We start from the raw sequence: 18,588 nt of genomic DNA, 5'->3' as shown, positions 1-18,588 counted from the left end.
ACTTGGTTAAGGCTCTCCTGCCGATTGCCTCGGTCAAGATCGAACGGCCGGTTGACGAGCCTTCCAGACCTCCGGCGCCCAGTGTTGCTGCTTCGCTGCAAAGCCGACCGATCTCAGTTTGGAGGAGGCGATCCCTGTGCATCCCGCGTGACAGCGGGCGAAGATGGCCCGTTGTCATCGTCGCCCGGCACGGACATGTCGCCTGCCAGCCGGTCACGATAGAGGGCGGCACGGGCCAGCAGCATGAGGGTCAGCGGCGTCGTCAAAGTCACGAACACCGCAATGAGGATCTCATGCACAACGGGCCTGGACTGCATCGCGGAAAAACAGGTGATGGACGCCATGAGGATGAAGGCCGTGCCCAGCGTCGGGCCGAGCGTCGGCGGATGGAGGCGCTCATAAAAGGTCTTCATCCGCACGAGGCCGACCGTGCCGATAAGCGTGACACTCGCGCCGAGCAGCAGGCAGATACCTACGATCAAGGCCGCCCAGGGCGGAAGGTCAGGCGCCTGGATCATTCGATCACCTCGCCGCGCATCAGAAATTTCGCCAATGCCACGGTTCCCGCAAAGCCCAGCAAGGCGATAATGAACGCGGCCTCGAAGAACAGGGTGCGTCCGGTCTGGATGCCGTATGTAAGCAAGAGCAGCATTGCGGCCAGATAAAGCGCGTCGAGGCCCAGCACCCGGTCCTGCGCGCGCGGTCCACGTAGAATCCGGAAGCTTGCGCAGGCCATGGCCAGGCCCAGAAGGATTTGGGCTGCAGTGATCGCCAGGCCCAGGAGGAGGTGGCTCAAACGAAAATCTCCTTCAGGAGGCGCTCATAGCGGCCCTTGATGAGCGCGATCCAGTCCGCCTCGTCCTTCAGGTCGAGGACATGGATGAGGACTGTCTGCCGATCGGGGTCATGCTGAAGCCAGATGGTGCCGGGCGTCGCCGTGATGATGACCGCCAGAGTGGTAAGCGCATAGGGATTACGCAGTTCGAGCGGCACTTCAATGAACCCCGACCGCCGCCGCCGCGAACCGAACAGAACGATGCGCGCGACCGCCAGATTGGAGCGCAGGATATCGAGCAGCACCAGGCCGACGAGGCGCGGCACCGCCCTCCCCCACCGGATCTGGGCCGACGCTGGCCCGAGAGGCCGCATCACCTGCGGCACGAGCAGCGCCGCCGCTGCAGCCAGAAGGCATTGCCCCGCAGAGACGCCGCTCAGAAGGATCCACAGGAGACAAACTGCCGCCGCCAGAAGCGGATAGGGGAAGAGACGCCCGATCATCGCGGCGCGCCCGCGTGAGATCCCATCACCGCCTCGATATAGGCACGTGGCGCACCCAGCCCCCCGGCGGTCGTCTCGACATAGCGGTAAATCGGACCCGCCGCGACCATGAGGGACAGGCAGATTGCCAGCAGCAGCCCGATCGGGACAACCTCGATCACGCTCAGGCGGGCTGGCGCATCCTCGCCCGGCGTCCAGAGAAGATCGATGCCGGCGCGGGTCATGGCGACCAGCGTCGCCAGGCCCGAGAGGATGATCAGGCCGGCAAGCGTCCACGCGGAGGGGGAAATGGCGTCCTGGTCGAACAGGGCGGAAATGATCGCGAACTTGGCGATGAAGCCGGAAAGCGGCGGCAGACCGGCGAGAAGGAGCGTGCAGAAGATGAAAGCGCCGCCCAGGACCGCGATCGTGCCCGGGATTATAATCCCGACCTCGTCCGCCTCCTCGCTGACCGCGCCCACATATTCGTCGTCGAATACGGGTTCGGCGATCCCCGCGATCAGATCCTCCTCGTCGGCATTGCGCTCCACCGGTTCGATGAGCAGGTAGAGCGCGCCCACCGCGAGCGTCGAGCTCACCAGATAGAAGAGCAGCGCCGCCACCAGCGCCTGACCGCCCAGCCCGATCGCCGCGATCAGCGTACCTGAAGACACCAGCACATAGTGACCCGCGACCCGGGTCAACTGGCGGGTCGCCAGAATGCCCAAAGTTCCGAACAGCATCGTCGCGAAGCCCAGGAGAACCAGCGCATGATCGGCAAAGCCCACCGCCGCGCCCGACCCTTCGCCGAATAGTAAAGAGCTGAGCCGCAGGATGATGTAGACCCCGACCTTGGTCATGATCGCGAAAACCGCAGCGACAGGCGGCGCCGCCGCCGCATAGGTGCGCGGCAGCCAGAAGTTGAGCGGCCAGATGCCCGACTTGACGAGAAAGGCGACGCCCAGCACCGCGGCGCCCGCCTCGAGCAGCATGAGATCCCCGCGCGCGACCTGCGGGGTCTTCACCGCGATGTCGGCCATGTTGAGCGATCCTGTCACTGAGTAGATCATCGCGACCCCGACCAGGAACAGCAGCGATGTCGCGATATTGATCGTGATATAGTGAAGGCTCGCCCGCGTGCGCTCCTCCCCCGAGCCATGCAAGATCAAGCCATAGGACGCGGCCAGCAGCACCTCGAAGAATACGAAGAGATTGAAGATGTCGCCGGTCAGGAAGGCGCCGTTGATCCCAGCCAGCAGCAGCAGAAACAGCGCATGGAAACGCGGACCCGAGCGGTCCCACCGCGCCAGCGCATAGACCAGCGCCGTCACTCCCAAGAGATCGGTCAGGAGAACCATCAGGGCCGAAAGGCGGTCCGCCACCAGAACGACGCCAAAGGGCGCCGGCCAGTCGGCAAGACGGTAGACCTGCGGCCCCCCGGTGCCGCCCCCCAGTTGTCCATCGCAGCTCAGCACCAGCAGCCCCGCGACGGCGACCATGGTGACAGCCGTCACGAGGCTGATCGCCCGCTTGAGCCTGCGTCGCCGCTCGGCCACCGCCAGCAGCAGCGCGCTGGCCACGATCGGCAGGACGACGAGCAGGACGGGCAGATGCTGGAGCCAGAGGGGGGCCGCGCTCATGGCTCTTCATCCTCGCCATCGACATGGTCGGTTCCGGTCAGGCCGCGCGCGGCAAGCAGCACCACCAGGAGCAGCGCCGTCGTGGCGAACGAAATGACGATAGCCGTCAGCACCAGGGCCTGGGGCACGGGATCGACATAAAGCGCCGCATCGACGGCCTTGCCGTCCAGGATCGGCGGTGCGTCGGTTCGCAGCCGACCTGCGGCCAGGATGAAGAGATTGACCGCATAGGAGAGGAGCGACAGCCCGAGCACCACCTGGAACGTGCGCGGACGAAACAGCAGCCACAGGCCGCTGGCAACGAGGATGCCGATCGCGAGGGCCAGCACCGCCTCCATCAACTCTCACCCTCGGCAGAATCGTCGGGCGAAGACCCGGCCGCGGGACGCGCCCGCGGCGCGCGGATCGATTGATGGGCAAGCGCGATCAGGATCAGCGCTGTCGTCCCCACCACCACCATGAACACGCCAATGTCGAACAGCAGCGCGCTCGCCACCGGCACCGCGCCTGCCAGCGGCACCTCGAAATACTGAAAATAGGTGGTGAGGAACGGCGCGCCGAACAGGAGCGCTCCGGCGCCGGTCGCTACCGCGCAAACCAGGCCCGCGCTGATCCAGACCAGCGGCTGCACATTGAGCCGGGCTTCCACCCAGCGCGTGCCGCCCGCCATATAAAGGATGATGAGTGCGATCGAAGCGGTCACCCCCGCCGCGAAGCCGCCGCCCGGCCAGTCGTGGCCGCGCACCAGGAGATAGAGCGCGAACGTGACGATTATCRGAAACAGCCATTCCATGAGGACCCGAGGGACCATGAGATAGTGGCGCGCCGTGTCGCCTCGCTCCCGCTCCAAGCCCGCGTCGTCGAAGGCATTCTGGACCTTCTGCTGGTCAGGCGCTTCGACGCTTTCCGCAGCGGGCCGGAACCGACGCAGCAGCGAGAAAATGGTCACAGCAACGATCGACAGCACCGTGATCTCGCCCAGGGTGTCGAAACTGCGGAAATCGACCAGGATGACGTTGACGACATTCTTGCCGCCGCCGCCGGGATAGGCCTGTTCCAGGAAAAAGCGTCCGACGCCTTCGGGGGGCACGCGCGTCATCATCGCATAGGATAGCGCCGCCATGCCGACGCCCCCTATGCCTGCCAACAGCAGGTCGCCACCGCGGCGCAGACGAACGGCGAGCGGTGTCTGCGCGCCCGGCCAGACGTCCGGACGGCGCAGCGGAAGCCAACGCAGCCCAAGCAGGAGAAGGACCAGGGTCACGGTCTCGACCAGTAGCTGCGTGAGTCCCAGGTCCGGCGCCGACAGCCAGATGAAGCTGACGCAGGTCATGAGCCCGGCGACGCCGACCATCACGAGGGCGGCCAGCCGATGGAACTTCGCGCGGTTGGCCGCGCCGATCGCAGCGGCCCCGCCGATCAGCCAGAGCAGAGCGAATATGGGATCCAGAAGCGTGCGCGGCGCGGTCCCGGCGCTATAACCCAGGAGGAAGACCGGCAAGGCGCCGGCACAGAGCGCGGTCACGATGAGGAGGCGCAGTTGCACCTGCAACCGGCCCGAGCTGATCGCCCCATAGGCGGACCGCGCACCCTGAATGAGACCGGTCAGCGTCCGCTCGAACAGGCGGTGTCCTTTCAGATGGCCGATGACCGGGGACGCTTCGACGCTGTTGAGCCGCCGTCCGAAGATCCGGTAGAGCAGGAGGCCGCCGGCCAGTGCGATCCCGCTCATAAGCAGGGGCAAGGTGAAGCCATGCCAGACCGCAAGGTCATAAGCCGGCGTGCGCGCGCCCAGCACGGCGCGAGCAGCGTCACCGAGCAGCGGGCCGATCGTCGCGGCAGGCGCGACGCCCACGACCAGGCAGAGCAGCACAAGCACCTCGATCGGCAGCCGCATCCAGTGGGGCGCCTCGCCAGGCTGGTGCGGCAGGCCGCTGGGCAGCGGGCCAAAAAAGGTCTGGTGGATGAAGCGCACCGAATAAAGCACGCTGAACATGCTGGCGAGCGTCGCCAGCACGGGCAGCGCCTTGTCGAGCACGGTGCCGCTATGCGCCCCGAGCGCCTCGGCCAGGAACATCTCCTTAGACAGGAAGCCGTTGAGCAGCGGCACACCGGCCATCGCCGCCGCCGCCACCATTGCCAGCGTCGCGGTGACCGGCATGCAGCGAAAGAGGCCGCTCAGCCGCCGCAGATCGCGTGTGCCCGTCTCATGGTCGATGATCCCTGCCGCCATGAACAGCGACGCCTTGAAGGTCGCGTGGTTCACGGTGTGGAAGATCGCCGCCACAGCCGCGAGCGGACTGCCGAGCCCCAGAAGCAGCGTGATGAGCCCGAGATGGCTGATGGTCGAATAGGCGAGCAGGCCCTTGAGATCATGCTGGAAGATCGCGGCCCAGGCCCCGACCAGCAATGTGGCAAGGCCTGTGGTCGCGACGATCAGATACCAGGCCTGCGTGCCGGCCAGCACCGGCCAGAGCAGGATGAGTATGAAGATGCCGGCCTTCACCATCGTCGCGGAATGGAGATAGGCCGAGACCGGGGTGGGCGCCGCCATCGCATGTGGCAGCCAGAAGTGGAACGGGACCTGCGCGCTTTTCGTAAAGGCGCCGATCAGCACCAGCACGAGCGCGGGAAGATAAAGGGGATGGGCGCGGATTAATCCGCCCGAAGAGAGGACGACGTCAAGATCATAGCTGCCGGCGATGTGCCCGATAAGCAGAAAGCCCAGGAGCAGGCAGACGCCGCCCGTGGCCGTCACTATTAGCGCCATGCGCGCACCGTCGCGCGCGCTCTGATTGTGATGCCAATAGCCGATGAGGAGAAAGGAAAAGAGGCTGGTGAGCTCCCAGAAGAATATGGTCTGGATGAGATTGCCCGACAACACGATGCCCAGCATCGAGCCCATGAAGGCCATCAGGAAGCTGAAGAAGCGCGGCACCGGATCGCCGGGCGACATGTAATAGCGCGCATAGAGAACGACCAAGGCTCCGATCGCGAGGACCAGCAGCGCGAACAGCCAGGTAAAGCCGTCCAGACGCAGGATCAGATCGAGCCCCAGGGACGGCAGCCAGGGCTGGTCGATGCGCACCACCTCCCCTTGCGACACGGCCGGATAGAAGCTGAGGAGCGCCCCGATCGCCAGCAGGGTGACGACCCCTGCCAAGCTCGAAGCCAGATTGCGGGTCACCGAGGGTAGAAAGGCTGCGGCCAGGCTCGCGAGAAACGGCAAGGCGAGCACCAGGTAGAGAAGGTGCGGCTTGATCACGAGACCAACCCCTCGCCTTCCCGCAAGGCGCGACGCTGGTGCCGCCGATGTCGGATCATGATCTGTCCCGGGCGCCAGGCGCGCTTGGTTGATATCAAAACCGATTGCACCCCTTCATATCCCCTGCCGCGGCTTGGACGGTCTTTCCTCCTGTGAAACACGGCGGCGCGCGACTGGCTCCCCGCCGGATATGGTCTAGGCCCTTTTCTCACGCGTCCGCAGAATTGCGCACGATCAGAAGGTCGCCCTCGAGCGCTTCGACCAGACGCTTGGCCGTGCTGCCGATCAGCGCGTCGAACAGGGCGCCATGTCCGTGGCTGCCGACGACCGTGAGATCGACGCGCTGGTCCTCAACATAGTCGGGGAGAAGGGCCTCGGGCGCGCCGTAATCGGCCACCACCGAAACCTTGCCGCGCAGACGGGCGTCGAGGCGGTCATCGGCGCGAACCTTCGCCATCATGTCCTCTTGCATCGTCAGAAGCGCGCGCCCGTCCTGCCGCGCGTCGGCGAGCGCGGCACTGGGGACGTCATAGGCATGAAATAGCGTAAATGCCGCTTGGGGAAACAGGTCCCAGGCAGTCTGCAGTCCCGCAATCGACGCATCGGAAAAGTCCGTCGCCACGACGATCTCGCGATAAGGCCGGAAGGCGCGGTCGTGAACGACCAGGATCGGCTGCTCGACCTCGCGAGCCACGCGGTTGACGGTGCTACCGAACAGGATCCGGCCCATCGATTCCGCGCTCGCCGCCCCTGTCACAATGAGATCGCAGGCTTCGCTGCGTGCATGGGCAACCAACTGTTCAGCCGGATCGCCCTGGGCCGCGATGACCCTGATCCCTTCGAACGCCTCGGCAAGGTCGCGCTGCAACCGCCAGCGCATCCGTTCGGCGGGGTCAGGCACGCGCCGCCAGGACCGCTCTTGCCGATCGAACATCGAGCCGGACTGGTCGGCCGCGTCCATGACATGAACCGCCACCAGTTCGGCCTGGCTCTCCCTCGCCAACTGGACGGCGCGGTCGAGGGCGCGATCGCATCGCGGGGTAAGATCCGTCGCCACGAGGATCTTCCTGATCGTGGCTGCAACAGGCTCGGTCAAACGACGCTCCTTTCGGTTCGCCCCCCAAGCTGCTGAAGATAGAACATTTCGCCTTTTACATCCACCTACGTCCGCCTGAATGGGTGCGTTGCCGGCCCGCGGATCAGGGAACCGTAAGGCCCCAAGCGCCTTCTATGGCGATGGCAGCTTGAAATCCGGAGAAGACTAATGAAGCGCGCCTTGTTCGCTCTGGCCTGCTCGGCTGTCCTTATCACAGGTTGCAACAGGGCCGATTCCCCCAGTGATATCGCCGAGGACAAGGTCGAACGCGACGCCGAAGCGGCGGCGGCCGCCGCCGGCCCGACTCCGGCCGCGCTCGGTCTCACCGAGGTCCAATTGCTGGAAGCGGACCTGGTCGGCGGCAACGGCGTGGAACTCGGAGACGTGAAGTCGCTCGTGCGCGGCCCGGACGGCTCGGTGTCACAGCTTCTGATCGAGATCGAGGACAGCCATCCTGACAAGTTCGTCCACGTTCCCGTGGCCGGATTGCAGGTCGTTCGCAAGGGCAATGACACCGACCTTTCGACGACGATGACAAAGGAACAATTGAACGCCCTGCCCGCAGTCGACCTCACGAAAACGCAAGGCGCTTCCGGAACCTGACACGAGCGGGCCTTAAGGTCCCTGGTGGCCCCATAGGGAGATGCTTGCCCTATTGGCTGGTATGATCCGGATCACCAGCAGGAGTCCGACAGCGGCGGCCAGGGCCCGCGATATCGCAACGTGGTAAGGCTCTCCTGCCGGTCACCTCGGGATAGGCCGTGTCAAAGCTATCGATCAGGCGGCGCTGGCCTCTTCATAAGCCTGCGTTTCGGCAGCGATGAGAATGTCGGCAAGCATCCAGTAGGCTTCGCCCCAGGCAGCCAGCACGTCGTCCGTGGCGACTTCGGCGCCCAGAACTTCACGGATCGCCGGGAGGAGAGCGGCCGCGACATGGGGATAATGCTCGGGCCTGACGCCGGTCTCGACGTGCCGGGCGACCATGCGCTGCACGGCGCTCCCAAGGTTCTGGAGCTTGTCGATATTTTTGGCATAGGCCAGGATCGCGCCGGCCAGCCGGCGCGGCTGCTCGCCGCTTTCCTGCGCCGCGCGATCGAACATGGCGGCGATCTCGGGGTCCTGCAGCAGCCGGGCATACATGGCCGTGGTGATCTCGACGCCATGCTTCTCAAGAGCGGGGGCCGTAGCCTTGACGATCTCCATGGCGGCGGGTGAGGCTGTACGCATAAGGGAACTCCTTGATAGGCTATTGAGGTTGGGAACGAGGGGAGGTGCCGGTCAGGCGATCAATCCACCCTTAGAAATTCGACGTGGAAGCGAACCGGCCCCACCGGCGCCACATGGTGCAGGATGGTCGGTTCGACCACGCCCGGCTCGCCGGCGACGGTGAGGACCTGCTCCGAAGGCGGCCGGCGCTCGTCGGTCACCACATAGCGAAGCGCGCCCTCTTCCAACCGGATCAGGCCCCAGGTGCCCTCCTTGGTCGAATGGTCGCCCAGCAGGCCTGCCGGGATGGTGGTTTCGGTAAAGGTCGCGGTGCGCTTGTACGGTTTGGCGTTCGCTGGGATCGCGACAGTCATGCGGCGCTCCGTTGCCGATGAAACTGCATTCCCAGCTGAAGGCTTTCGGCGATACGGCCCGCCTTGTCCTGGAACGCCCTGGCGACGGCCGGCGCGAGAAGTTCGTCCGTGGTCTCTCGCCAGATCGCGAGCCAGCGAGCAAAGGCCTCCTCACTCAACGCCGTTTCGTGACGGATATGGGCGGGCATCGGCTGGCCCTTGTAGCGCCCGCTTGCCAGCATCACCGACGACCAGAAATCCTTCAGCTTCGCCAGATGATGGGGCCAGTCGTCGATGGCACTCTCGAAGATCGGCCCGAGCAACGCATCCGCCCGGACGCGGGCACAGAAGGCAGGCACGAGCAGGTCGATGGCGGTTTCGTCGATAAAGCAAGCAGACATGTCAGGCGGCCTTGGAGGAAGCGATGATGGTCAGGAGGGCATCAGTGAGCTCGTTGCCGAGCAGCGGCTTTTCGATCAGGACCGCTCCGAGCGGCTTCATCCGTCGCCGGAGTTCCCGCGAGGGATTGGTCGCCAGCAGGATTGCCGGTACGACGACGCCCTTGTCCCGCAGCTCCTGCAAAAAGCCGATCCCATCGGCGCGATATCGCTGGTCGATGACGAGGCATTCGGCCGTCGCAGGGTCCGCGTCCAGCACACTGCCATCTGCGGGCAGGAACCCTTCGAGGCTCAGGGCGAACTGCAGGGAGGACAGGACGGGCTGATCGCTTTCGAACAGCAGGACCGGGCGATCCAAGACCATGTCGTGTCCTTCCGCAGTCAGGCCGAGGCTCAGGCGGCCTTCTTCCAGTTCGGGACGAGCTCGGCGTGGGGCGGGCATTGCGCGACGGCTCCAACCGGCAACCCGCCCAGTTCATTGGCGAAGCCGTGGTTGACGTCGCGGTGGTGCGCCTCGTCCGCGCGGACGACCAGCACCACGTCGCGCAAGGTGGCTTCCTCGGGCAGCCCCCAATACCGCTTGGCAATCTCGGGCGCCAGCACATTGGCGCTGCGGCCCTCGTCGATTTCCGCGAGATAGTGCGTGTAGCTGATCACCGCCTCTTCCTCGAAATAGCCGACGACGCGGTGAGCGGTCTTGGCGCTCAAGAGATAGAGAGCAAAGAAGAACACATAGAACACCCATTGCACGCCGATGATCACGGCCCGCTCGAACCAGGTCGGCTTCGAAATCTCGATGAAGGTCATGAGGTGCATGCGCTCATTCTCGGCCTCGTCCATGAGCGTCTTGATCCAGCCCTTGTCGTCACACATGCGGCGCAGGCAGGCGAGGTGGTTGATCGTCGCACCGACCATGCCGGGCACCGCGGCGACGGTCTCGAGCACGACGGCCCGGTGACCGTAGCGCTGGGCGAAAAAGGTGTCCGCGCACCAGCGCAGGACCTTGGTGAAGCCGAGCGCGACCTTGTCGGAGAGTCCGCTGGCCTTGTGGTGAACGCCCAGATCGATGAACGGTGCAGTCATTGTCGTGTCTCCGATGGCGACGCGATTGACGGGGCGCCGCTGATGGGCCGTATGTAGACGGGGAAAGGAAGGACGAAAATTTGGATGATGTCCCTACCGCAGTGCCCCTAAGGGACTTACCGGAGGTGGCTCGCCGCAATGGTGCAAGCCGGCTCCTGCCGCGGCTCGCCCTGCCCGCTGCCCTGGGCGTCGCGCTGCTCGCGATCGCCGGCGGCCTCGCCATACGGCTCCTGTTTGCCGATCAGCTCGGCGCGCGCGCGACCTTCATCTTCTTCGTCCCCGGCGTGGTTGCTGCAAGCGCCCTGTCAGGCCTTCGCGTCGGCGCGATGGCTTCGCTGGCCGGCGCAGCCGCCGGCCTGTGGTGCGACCACCTGACAGGCCCGATCGAGGAAGGCAGCGTGATTGCCGCGGTGGCCTTCGTGGCGATCGGGCTCGCCATCGCGCTAGGGGGCGAGTGGTTTCAGCGAGCCCGACTTGCTTCGGACGAGGCCGCTGCCGGCCTCGCCAGCCGAGAAGCCCATCTGCGCTCGATCCTCGACACCGTCCCCGACGCCATGGTGGTGATCGATGCTGCGGGACTCATTCGCGACTTCAGCCCCGCGGCGGAACGGATGTTCGGCTGGACGGCGCAGGAAATCGCGGGCCGCAACGTGCGGCTCCTGATGCCTGAGCCCTACCGCGGAGCCCATGATGGCTATCTGGATCGCTACTACCAGACGGGAGAGCGCCGCATCATCGGTAAGGGCCGCGTCGTCGTAGGCGAACGCCGCGACGGATCGACCTTTCCGCTCGAACTCGCTGTCGGCGAAGTGCAGGCCAACGGGCAGCGCTTCTTCACCGGCTTCATCCGCGATCTTACCGAGCGCCAGCATGCCGAGGCGAGGCTGCAGGAACTGCAGAGCGAACTCGTTCACGTCTCGCGGCTAACCGCCCTGGGTGAAATGGCCTCGGCCCTCGCCCATGAACTGAACCAGCCCCTCTCCGCCATCGCCAACTATCTCAAGGGCAGCAAGATGCTGCTCGAACGCGAGGAAGATCGCAACGACCGGGTTATCGATGCGGTCGGCCGCGCTGCCGTCGAGGCGCTGCGCGCCGGGGAAATCATCCGCCGGCTGCGCGATTTCGTCGCGCGCGGCGAGACCGAACGAGCGGTCGAAAGCCTGCCGAAGCTTGTCGAGGAGGCGAGCGCGCTGGCGCTCGTCGGCGCCAAGGAGCATGGGATACGCATCCAGCATGACTTCAGCCCAGAGATCGATCTCGTGCTCGCGGACAAGGTGCAAATCCAGCAGGTGGTGCTCAACCTCGTTCGCAATGCCATCGACGCCATGGCCGGGACTGGGTCGGGGCCACGTGCGTTGACCATCGCCATCGCGCCGGCCGACGCCGACATGGCGCGGGTGACGGTCGCCGATACCGGCCCGGGCATCGCGGCCGATGTGGCCGACCGGCTGTTTCAGCCGTTCATCACGACGAAACGCACCGGCATGGGTGTAGGCCTGTCGATCTCGCGCACGATCGTCGAGGCCCATGGCGGGCGCATCTGGGCGGAATCTCATGACGGGGGCGGGGCCGTGTTCGGCTTCACGCTGCCCAAGGCGGACAAGGAAGGGCCAGGCGATGGCGAGTGACCCGATCGTTTATGTGATCGATGACGACGATAGCGTCCGGCATTCACTGGAATTTCTCCTTGATGTGGCCGGGATACGGGTGCGCTCCTATGCTTCGGCAGACGCTTTCCTCAAATCATCGCCGCCCCTCGCCGGCGCCTGCCTCGTGACCGACGTGCGCATGCCCGGGATGACCGGCATCGAGCTGGCCGAAAAGCTGCAGCTCGCCGGCGCAGGTGTCCCCGTCATCGTGGTGACCGGTCATGCCGACGTCCCGCTGGCGATCCAGGCGATGAAAGCCGGCGTGGCGGACTTCATCGAGAAGCCGTTCGATGACGAGGTCATGCTGAGCGCGATCCGCAACGCGCTGGCTCGCACCGCGGGAGATGCCGCCTCCGCCGCGGAAAGGCAGGCCATCCTCGACCGCATCGCCACGCTCAGCCCGCGCGAGCGCGAGGTCATGGACGGCCTCGTCGCGGGCCAAGCTAACAAGGCGATCGCCTATGACCTGGAGATCAGCGCGAGGACGGTCGAGGTCTACCGCGCCAATGTCATGATGAAAATGCAGGCAAAGACCTTGTCCGACCTCGTCCGGATGGTCACGATCGCGCGGCTATCCTGAGAGGCACCAAGGGGCGTCCTTGATAATCGGCGGAAGGGCTCGCCCGGCCCTCCGCAACCGTCGGACAATGGAAGGGGCCGTTCTCAACGAGACAGCCCCTCCCCCGTCAAATCAGGACGGGCTCATCGGTTCAATGCTGCGGGCGCCAGATCCGGCACGGACGCCGTTGCGCTCGATGAACTGGAGCGCCGTCTGCGCGACCTCTTCCCAGCCGGGCTCGTTGCAGATGAAGTGGCTCCGGCCGGGAAAGGACACGAACTCCGCAACGCTCCCCTCATCCTTATAGGCCCTGTGGTTCTTCTCGGTCAGATGCGCCGGGATGATCTCGTCCTCCTCACCGCCGATCAGCAGCAAGGGCGCGTGCGGTGCGTCGAGATCGATCCGGCCATCCTCGCCCATACAGTCGCGCAGGATATTGCGGCTGTCATGCGTCGCCGTCGCTTCGAACGCGCGCTCTGCCTCCCCTTCGCTCAAACTGTTGGCGAATGCGCCGTGGAAGGTCTTGGCATCCATGTAGATCGGTTCGTCACCCTTCAGCGGGTTGGCGATGATCGCGCTGTTCTTGAGAAAGCCCCAGTCGAAGTCGACCATGGCATTGGGCGCGACGGAATCGATCGCCACCCCGGCCGACAGCGCTCCCCGGCTCAACAGGATCTGGGTAATGAGACCGCCCACCGAATGGCCGATCATCACCGGGCGGTCGAGGCCACGCACCGTAGCCTCGATAGATGCGATGACATCCTTGAGGCGAAGTTCGCCCAGACCCGGCGGCGGATTATCGCGCAGCGAGCGCGGATCACCTTCATGCAGCGGCCAGGCCGGGGCGTGGCAGTTGTACCCCTTGTCGCTGAACATACGGATCCAGTTTTCCCAGCTTTTGGGGTTCTGGAACATGCCGTGGACGAAGACGATGTCGGTCATGCGATAATCTCCTGCTGATCTGCCTTCCCGACGCGCGTCCGGGCAAGATGGGCTCCTCGACTGTTTGGAGGCACGGGACGAGAACGCGCGACTATGAACGGTGTTGCCCGGGATGACTTCTCGCGATGACGGCTCATCGCCGCGTCGTCGCGCCGGTCGCTTCCTCCATCCTGTACCGGCGCCTGGGCTCCTAATGTTTCGCTCCGTCGCCAAGGCGAAGAACCGATCCGCGGTGGGCGAGTTCTCTTGTGAGAAGGAGATGTCCATGAGCGATACCCAGGGGATGATTCACGAAGATGCGCTTCCGGGTCACGAGAGCGGTCTCGATCCGCGGCCAGAGTGGCAACCGCGCTACAAGGGTTCCGATCGCCTCGCGGGCAAGGTCGCGATCATAACCGGTGCTGACAGCGGGATCGGCCGGGCGGTGGCGGCTCTCTATGCCCGGGAAGGCGCCGACATCGCGATCGCTTATCTGTGCGAAGATGACGACGCCGCCGAGACGAAGCGCATCGTCGAGGCTGAAGGCCGCCAGGCGATCACCATTCGGGGTGATATCGGAGAACAGGAAACTTCGGAGCGGATCGTCGCCGAGACGCTCAGCGCGTTCGGCAAAACATCCTGGTCAACAATGCCGGCGAGCAGCATCCCGACAAGGACATCACCGACATTACCGAGGAACAGCTACGGCGCACGTTCCAGACCAACATCTTCGGGATGTTTTTCCTCGTACAGGCGGCGCGGCCGCATCTCAAGGAGGGCGTGGCCATCATCAACTGCACCTCGGTCACCATGTACCAGGGTTCAAAGGAGCTGCTCGACTACAGTTCAACCAAGGGCGCCATCACCGCCTTCACCCGCTCGCTGTCCGAGAACCTCGTCAGCGACGGCATTCGCGTCAACGCAGTGGCGCCGGGACCGATCTGGACCCCGCTCAACCCTTGCGGCGGCGCCAGCCCGGAGAAGCTCGAGCATTTTGGCGAAAACACCCCGATGGGTCGGCCCGGACAGCCCAATGAGGTCGCTCCGGCCTTCCTGTTCCTAGCCTGCGAGGACTCCAGCTACATGTCGGGCCAAGTCCTCCATCCCAATGGCGGCACGATCGTGAACGGCTGAAGCAACCGACGCTGAGCATCTGTGCGAGGGACCTTCAGGGCTCACGGAAAGATCGAGACGGGCCATCGCCCCGCCATTCATCATATGGCTACAGGGCCGGAACCTTTGCCTTTTCGGCGAGCCGACGCTGGAGGAACGCCAGCACGACAGCTTCTTCCGGACGGAGCCGGGACAGGTCTTCCCGAAGCTCCTTCTCGACGGCGTCCCGCGCCTCCAGGACCAATTCGTCACTCAGGTAGCTTTCGAAGACTTCGGGATGAATGTAGCACTTGCGGCACACGGTGGGCGTATTGCCCAGCCGCGAAGCGACGGCTTCGATTGCGGTCCGGACATTCCGTTTCGCCGCAGCCTGGCTGTCGACTTTTTCATATTCGGAAAGCGCCAGGGCGGCGAGCACCGTGCCATTCCAGGTGCGGAAATCCTTGGCGGTGATGTCCGTCCCGGAGATCTCCCGAAGATAAGCGTTGATATCGTTCGAGGTGACTTCGTACTGCGCGCCGTCTTCGCCCACATATTGGAACAGATGCTGTCCGGGCAGATCCTGGCTGGCCTTGACGATCTTCGCGATGCGCCGATCCTTCAGCTTCAGCCGCCACTGCTTTCCGCTCTTGCCCTTGAAATTGAATCGGAGCTCAGCGCCCTCAATCGCGACATGGCGGTCCTGGAGGGTCGTGAGGCCATAACTCTTGTTCTGCTTAGCATAATCCGCGTTGCCGATGCGGATCATCGTGGTCTCGAGCAGATGCACGACGGCGGCCAGGACCTTCTCACGCGGTAGGGGTGACTACACGAAAGTGACGTATCTGCACGCTAAGGGCGAACAAATGGGGTCCGCTGCCAGCATAGGCTTTCGATAAGCGCTGAACCTGTCCGCAAACATGTGTCGCTATTGGGGGCGTCACATAAAACGGGCACAGATATACGCTAAGCATTTTGGGCATCGGAAACGCCGATCTTTTGGCGCAGCGGCCGCAGCGTTCCGCCCGTTGTGCTGGCGTCCGTCCACAGGTAGTCGCCCGTAAGATTGATGTGCTGCCAACCCAACGGCGACAAGTGCTGGAGCAACTCGGGCTGGATCTGTTTCCCATGCCGCTCCAGATGGTGCAGTACCGCCTCCATGTAGGTCGTGTTCCACAGGACAATGGCTCCGGCGACCAGGTTGAGGGCGCTTGCCCGGTGTCCCTGGGCCTGAATCCCATGGTCGCGAATCCGACCGGTGCGGTGAAAGAAGATCGCCCGCTTGAGGGCGTTCTGCGCCTCGCCCTTGTTCAGCTCACGTGTGGCGCGGCGCCGTTCTTCCGGCTTTTCGATCCAATCGAGGGTGAAAAGCTGTCAATCGGCGTTGAACATTGGGTCTGACTCAAATTCCGTGCAAATTTGACATTTCCGCGCTGTGTCCGGCCCCCTCCACCGGGGTTCAGCAAGGAGTGAACGTCGATGGCCTCGAAAGCATGGGACAGTAGCCTGCGGCTACCAGGTCTGATCTTGGAAAGCCGAACTGTGATCGACGGGACTGTCGAGATGTCGGGCCGATTGGCGGCGGAGGGGGCGAACTGCCCGGACTGCGCGATGCCCTCGAAGTCACTCCACAGCCGATACGACCGCACGCTGTCGGATTTGCCGGTCAGCGGCAGCACCGTCAGGCTGCGGCTGTCGGTTCGACGGTTTCGTTGTCTGCACACGCCTTGCCCACGGCGCACATTCAGCGAGCCGCTGGCTCCGCCTGTTGGCCGCCGATATGGCCGCAGGGTGGGGCGTTGCGACGCGCTGGTGCGTGCGGTGGCGGTGGCTTTGGGAGGCCGGCCGGGTTCGCGGATGATGGCGCGTCTGTCGGTGCCGTGGTCGCGTGATACAATGCTGCGGGTTCTTCGACGCGGTGATCCTGCAGCCATGCCGCCGCCACCTGCGCGAGTCGTCGGCATCGACGACTTCGCATGGCGCCGTGGCCACAGCTACGGCAGCATCGTGGTCGATCTCGAGCGCCGCGAGGTCATCGATTTGCTGCCCGATCGCCAGCGCGACACAGTGATCGCCTGGCTACGCCAGAACCCGCAGGTAGAGATAATCTGTCGGGACCGTGGTCCGGGCTATGGCGCAGCCGCCAGTGAGGCGGCGCCGCAGGCGCAGCAGGTGGCCGACCGCTGGCATCTGTTCGAGAATGCCTCGGCGGCGTTCCTGGCTGCAGTACGTTCGGAAATGCCATGTTTGCGGCGTGCGCTGGCGCCGACGGGGCCGATCGATCCCGCCACCTTGACCCGCGCGGAGCGCATCCAGTGGAATGGCGCTCAGTTGCGCGAGGCACTCAACCTCCAGATCATTGATCTGGCCGGGCAAGGCGTGCCGATTAAAGCCATGGCACGCATAACCGGCGTGTCGCGCCAGACTATCCGCAAGATCCTTCGCGGTCAGCGTCACGACACCTTCCGCGCACGTCAGAACTCGCTCGATGCTTGGTCGCTGACCCTCGAAGCGGAGTGGAACGCCGGTTGCCGGGTCGGCGCCGAATTGTGGCGGCGGCTGAAAGCATGTGGTTTTGGAGGTTCGTTACGCGTGGTCAGCGAATGGGCCACCCGCCGGCGTCGCGACGAGAAACTCGGCCACACCGGCGGTGCGGGGCTGAGTGCACGGACCATAGCGCGCAGCATGACCACCGAGCGCGACACCGGCTCGGCTCAGACCGCTCTGATCAACGCGGTAATTGAAAAGGCTGTGCCGGCGCTGGTCACCGCACGCGAGGCTCTCGACCGCTTCCACGCGATGATGCGCTCGAAAGACAAGGCACGGCTCGATCCATGGATCGCCATGGCGGCCGAGACCAAGCTTGCGGCATTCGCCGCTGGCGTCGAGGCCGACAGGGATGCCGTTGCTGCCGCGATCTCAACGCCGTGGTCCAGCGGCCAGGTTGAGGGCAAGGTCAACCGCTTGAAAGCAATCAAGCGACAGATGTATGGGCGCGCCAAAATCGATCTGCTCAAGGCCCGGGTGATGGCACCCGCATGATCCGAATTGCACGGAATATGAGTCAGACCCAATTTTGCATGCCGCTCCACATGTCAGGACCATCGGGTGTTCAGCCACCAGCGATCCAACGCCGGCCGCAACCACGAGAGTGATGCCCACATAACCAAGCAGCAGACCGGCAATTGCAGGAGCCAGCGCCTTATCACGCATCCCCGCAGTAATGGCATAAGCCCAGTCTGCACCAGGTGTCATGACCAGCGCTAGCGAGACGCCCCAGAACGCAATGATCGCACTTCCCATCATGGTCGCCACGCCTTTGATAGTTTCACAGGGGACCACATAGGCGCTGACCTTTCTCCGGGTTGAGCAACAGGATGTTCGTGTGAAACTCAGGCTCGGCCGATTGGCGGGCCAGTAGGGAGAAATAGCGGAAAGCGGTCGAAAAAAGCTTCCTAAGTTCTGGTATTATGGGGGCGATCGAGTAGATTTTTAGCAATGGATGACTTTGATCGCAAGATTCTTTCTGCGCTCCAGGTGGATGGTCGCCTGACGCTTACCGATCTCGCCGAACGGGTGGGGCTCAGCCTTTCACCGTGCCATCGCCGTGTCCGGGCGCTGGAAGAGTCGGGCGTCATCTCGAGTTACAGGGCTGAGCTCGATGCCGGCATGCTTGGTCTCAATTTCTCAGCGATTGTTTTCGCCACCTTGCTCACCAGCGATCGAGGCACTCTGGAAGCATTCGAGAGCTCGCTAGTTGAAGTGCCGCACATCGTGCAGGCGCAGCGATTGTTCGGTGATCCGGACTATATGCTGCATGTCGTCAGCCGGGATCTACCGGCATTCCAGCGCCTTTATGACGAGCGATTGTCCACACTGCCAGGCGTGCAGAAACTCTCGTCCACGCTAGTCATGAAGGACGTTGTGAGCCATCGCCCGCTGCCGCTTTGATCCCCAGAGAGGCCCTGGTGCGTAATCGTCCGGTTCTGTCGCAGAAGCTGCCGTTGGCAACGCCGCGCTTGAACGGTCGGAAAGTCCCACGACGCCGCGTTCGCTATCGGCATACCCC

At 64.2% G+C, this 18,588-nt stretch carries 18 protein-coding genes and 3 pseudogenes; 6 read left to right on the top strand and 15 right to left on the bottom strand.

The genetic code is table 11. From position 1 onward, the window contains the following. Positions 1–113 precede the first annotated feature (113 nt). The 7 genes from mnhG to AB4Z00_RS18045 form a co-directional block, all read right to left on the bottom strand. Positions 114–518, bottom strand: a complete 405-nt coding sequence (gene mnhG, locus AB4Z00_RS18075) for a monovalent cation/H(+) antiporter subunit G (RefSeq protein WP_048938887.1) — start codon at positions 516–518, stop codon at positions 114–116. After that, positions 515–796, bottom strand: a complete 282-nt coding sequence (locus AB4Z00_RS18070; protein ID WP_036529339.1) for a K+/H+ antiporter subunit F — start codon at positions 794–796, stop codon at positions 515–517. Before AB4Z00_RS18070 ends, mnhG begins: the two co-directional genes overlap by 4 nt. Next, positions 793–1,278 carry a Na+/H+ antiporter subunit E gene (locus AB4Z00_RS18065; RefSeq protein WP_313326596.1) on the bottom strand — a complete coding sequence of 162 codons (486 nt, stop codon included), beginning with the start codon at positions 1,276–1,278 and terminating at the stop codon, positions 793–795. The genes AB4Z00_RS18070 and AB4Z00_RS18065 overlap by 4 nt, the downstream gene beginning before the upstream one ends. Further along, positions 1,275–2,897, bottom strand: a complete 1,623-nt coding sequence (locus tag AB4Z00_RS18060) for a monovalent cation/H+ antiporter subunit D (RefSeq protein ID WP_442046792.1) — start codon at positions 2,895–2,897, stop codon at positions 1,275–1,277. Before AB4Z00_RS18060 ends, AB4Z00_RS18065 begins: the two co-directional genes overlap by 4 nt. Further along, positions 2,894–3,235, bottom strand: a complete 342-nt coding sequence (locus tag AB4Z00_RS18055) for a Na+/H+ antiporter subunit C (protein ID WP_442046791.1) — start codon at positions 3,233–3,235, stop codon at positions 2,894–2,896. The genes AB4Z00_RS18060 and AB4Z00_RS18055 overlap by 4 nt, the downstream gene beginning before the upstream one ends. Next, positions 3,235–6,162 (bottom strand): monovalent cation/H+ antiporter subunit A, encoded by a 2,928-nt coding sequence (locus AB4Z00_RS18050; protein ID WP_442046790.1) that lies wholly within the window; start codon positions 6,160–6,162, stop codon positions 3,235–3,237. Before AB4Z00_RS18050 ends, AB4Z00_RS18055 begins: the two co-directional genes overlap by 1 nt. A 208-nt stretch (positions 6,163–6,370) precedes the next feature. Further along, positions 6,371–7,258, bottom strand: a complete 888-nt coding sequence (locus AB4Z00_RS18045; RefSeq protein WP_442046789.1) for a universal stress protein — start codon at positions 7,256–7,258, stop codon at positions 6,371–6,373. Between the two features lie 168 nt (positions 7,259–7,426). On the opposite strand from AB4Z00_RS18045, the gene AB4Z00_RS18040 reads away from it, so the two are divergent. Then, the gene (locus tag AB4Z00_RS18040) at positions 7,427–7,861 is read left to right on the top strand and encodes a PRC-barrel domain containing protein (RefSeq protein ID WP_442046788.1); all 435 of its coding nucleotides are present in this window, start codon (positions 7,427–7,429) and stop codon (positions 7,859–7,861) included. A 174-nt stretch (positions 7,862–8,035) separates the two neighbouring features. Here AB4Z00_RS18040 and AB4Z00_RS18035 read toward each other — a convergent pair whose 3' ends face one another. Genes AB4Z00_RS18035 through AB4Z00_RS18015 form a run of 5 tightly spaced genes read right to left on the bottom strand, consistent with a single transcriptional unit; the run spans position 8,036 to position 10,298 of the window. Further along, positions 8,036–8,485, bottom strand: coding sequence for a globin domain-containing protein (locus AB4Z00_RS18035; RefSeq protein ID WP_442046787.1), 450 nt, complete (start codon positions 8,483–8,485; stop codon positions 8,036–8,038). A gap of 59 nt (positions 8,486–8,544) precedes the next feature. Beyond that, a complete protein-coding gene (locus AB4Z00_RS18030; protein ID WP_008831957.1) occupies positions 8,545–8,838 on the bottom strand; it encodes a DUF1971 domain-containing protein in 294 nt (97 codons plus the stop codon). Continuing rightward, the gene (locus AB4Z00_RS18025) at positions 8,835–9,218 is read right to left on the bottom strand and encodes a group III truncated hemoglobin (RefSeq protein ID WP_442046786.1); all 384 of its coding nucleotides are present in this window, start codon (positions 9,216–9,218) and stop codon (positions 8,835–8,837) included. The genes AB4Z00_RS18030 and AB4Z00_RS18025 overlap by 4 nt, the downstream gene beginning before the upstream one ends. Position 9,219: 1 nt before the next feature. After that, on the bottom strand, positions 9,220–9,579 hold the full coding sequence (locus AB4Z00_RS18020) for a histidine kinase (RefSeq protein WP_442046884.1): 360 nt from the start codon (positions 9,577–9,579) through the stop codon (positions 9,220–9,222). A 29-nt stretch (positions 9,580–9,608) separates the two neighbouring features. Continuing rightward, a complete protein-coding gene (locus AB4Z00_RS18015) occupies positions 9,609–10,298 on the bottom strand; it encodes an alternative oxidase (RefSeq protein WP_442046785.1) in 690 nt (229 codons plus the stop codon). Between the two features lie 125 nt (positions 10,299–10,423). Between AB4Z00_RS18015 and AB4Z00_RS18010 the strand changes: the two genes are divergently transcribed. Then, the gene (locus AB4Z00_RS18010; RefSeq protein WP_442046784.1) at positions 10,424–11,926 is read left to right on the top strand and encodes a sensor histidine kinase; all 1,503 of its coding nucleotides are present in this window, start codon (positions 10,424–10,426) and stop codon (positions 11,924–11,926) included. After that, on the top strand, positions 11,916–12,527 hold the full coding sequence (gene fixJ, locus AB4Z00_RS18005; protein ID WP_442046783.1) for a response regulator FixJ: 612 nt from the start codon (positions 11,916–11,918) through the stop codon (positions 12,525–12,527). Before AB4Z00_RS18010 ends, fixJ begins: the two co-directional genes overlap by 11 nt. A gap of 111 nt (positions 12,528–12,638) precedes the next feature. Here fixJ and AB4Z00_RS18000 read toward each other — a convergent pair whose 3' ends face one another. Beyond that, the gene (locus AB4Z00_RS18000) at positions 12,639–13,448 is read right to left on the bottom strand and encodes an alpha/beta hydrolase (RefSeq protein ID WP_442046782.1); all 810 of its coding nucleotides are present in this window, start codon (positions 13,446–13,448) and stop codon (positions 12,639–12,641) included. A 265-nt stretch (positions 13,449–13,713) separates the two neighbouring features. On the opposite strand from AB4Z00_RS18000, the pseudogene AB4Z00_RS17995 reads away from it, so the two are divergent. Then, a pseudogene (locus tag AB4Z00_RS17995) lies at positions 13,714–14,561 on the top strand (SDR family oxidoreductase). Between the two features lie 88 nt (positions 14,562–14,649). Here AB4Z00_RS17995 and AB4Z00_RS17990 read toward each other — a convergent pair. Then, positions 14,650–15,324, bottom strand: a pseudogene (locus AB4Z00_RS17990) (DNA topoisomerase IB); the annotation flags it as partial. A 161-nt stretch (positions 15,325–15,485) separates the two neighbouring features. Further along, positions 15,486–15,890, bottom strand: a pseudogene (locus tag AB4Z00_RS17985) (Tn3 family transposase); the annotation flags it as partial. A gap of 108 nt (positions 15,891–15,998) precedes the next feature. On the opposite strand from AB4Z00_RS17985, the gene AB4Z00_RS17980 reads away from it, so the two are divergent. Together AB4Z00_RS17980 and AB4Z00_RS17975 are read left to right on the top strand one after the other, a co-directional pair. Next, a complete protein-coding gene (locus AB4Z00_RS17980; RefSeq protein WP_442046781.1) occupies positions 15,999–17,561 on the top strand; it encodes an ISL3 family transposase in 1,563 nt (520 codons plus the stop codon). Between the two features lie 456 nt (positions 17,562–18,017). Then, the gene (locus tag AB4Z00_RS17975) at positions 18,018–18,470 is read left to right on the top strand and encodes an Lrp/AsnC family transcriptional regulator (protein WP_442046780.1); all 453 of its coding nucleotides are present in this window, start codon (positions 18,018–18,020) and stop codon (positions 18,468–18,470) included. Positions 18,471–18,588 lie beyond the last annotated feature (118 nt).

Source organism: Novosphingobium sp. YAF33 (assembly GCF_052113265.1).
Lineage (GTDB): Bacteria > Pseudomonadota > Alphaproteobacteria > Sphingomonadales > Sphingomonadaceae > Novosphingobium.
This window is presented reverse-complemented; position numbering and strand designations above follow the sequence as displayed.

Bases quoted from the DNA above. Each gene is read 5' to 3' on its own strand.
- mnhG (WP_048938887.1), bottom strand. From the start codon at position 518: ATGATCCAGGCGCCTGACCTTCCGCCCTGGGCGGCCTTGATCGTAGGT.
- AB4Z00_RS18065 (WP_313326596.1), bottom strand. From the start codon at position 1,278: ATGATCGGGCGTCTCTTCCCCTATCCGCTTCTGGCGGCGGCAGTTTGT.
- AB4Z00_RS18060 (WP_442046792.1), bottom strand. From the start codon at position 2,897: ATGAGCGCGGCCCCCCTCTGGCTCCAGCATCTGCCCGTCCTGCTCGTC.
- AB4Z00_RS18055 (WP_442046791.1), bottom strand. From the start codon at position 3,235: ATGGAGGCGGTGCTGGCCCTCGCGATCGGCATCCTCGTTGCCAGCGGC.
- AB4Z00_RS18040 (WP_442046788.1), top strand. From the start codon at position 7,427: ATGAAGCGCGCCTTGTTCGCTCTGGCCTGCTCGGCTGTCCTTATCACA.
- AB4Z00_RS18035 (WP_442046787.1), bottom strand. From the start codon at position 8,485: ATGCGTACAGCCTCACCCGCCGCCATGGAGATCGTCAAGGCTACGGCC.
- AB4Z00_RS18030 (WP_008831957.1), bottom strand. From the start codon at position 8,838: ATGACTGTCGCGATCCCAGCGAACGCCAAACCGTACAAGCGCACCGCG.
- AB4Z00_RS18025 (WP_442046786.1), bottom strand. From the start codon at position 9,218: ATGTCTGCTTGCTTTATCGACGAAACCGCCATCGACCTGCTCGTGCCT.
- AB4Z00_RS18020 (WP_442046884.1), bottom strand. From the start codon at position 9,579: ATGGTCTTGGATCGCCCGGTCCTGCTGTTCGAAAGCGATCAGCCCGTC.
- AB4Z00_RS18015 (WP_442046785.1), bottom strand. From the start codon at position 10,298: ATGACTGCACCGTTCATCGATCTGGGCGTTCACCACAAGGCCAGCGGA.
- fixJ (WP_442046783.1), top strand. From the start codon at position 11,916: ATGGCGAGTGACCCGATCGTTTATGTGATCGATGACGACGATAGCGTC.
- AB4Z00_RS18000 (WP_442046782.1), bottom strand. From the start codon at position 13,448: ATGACCGACATCGTCTTCGTCCACGGCATGTTCCAGAACCCCAAAAGC.
- AB4Z00_RS17980 (WP_442046781.1), top strand. From the start codon at position 15,999: ATGGCCTCGAAAGCATGGGACAGTAGCCTGCGGCTACCAGGTCTGATC.
- AB4Z00_RS17975 (WP_442046780.1), top strand. From the start codon at position 18,018: ATGGATGACTTTGATCGCAAGATTCTTTCTGCGCTCCAGGTGGATGGT.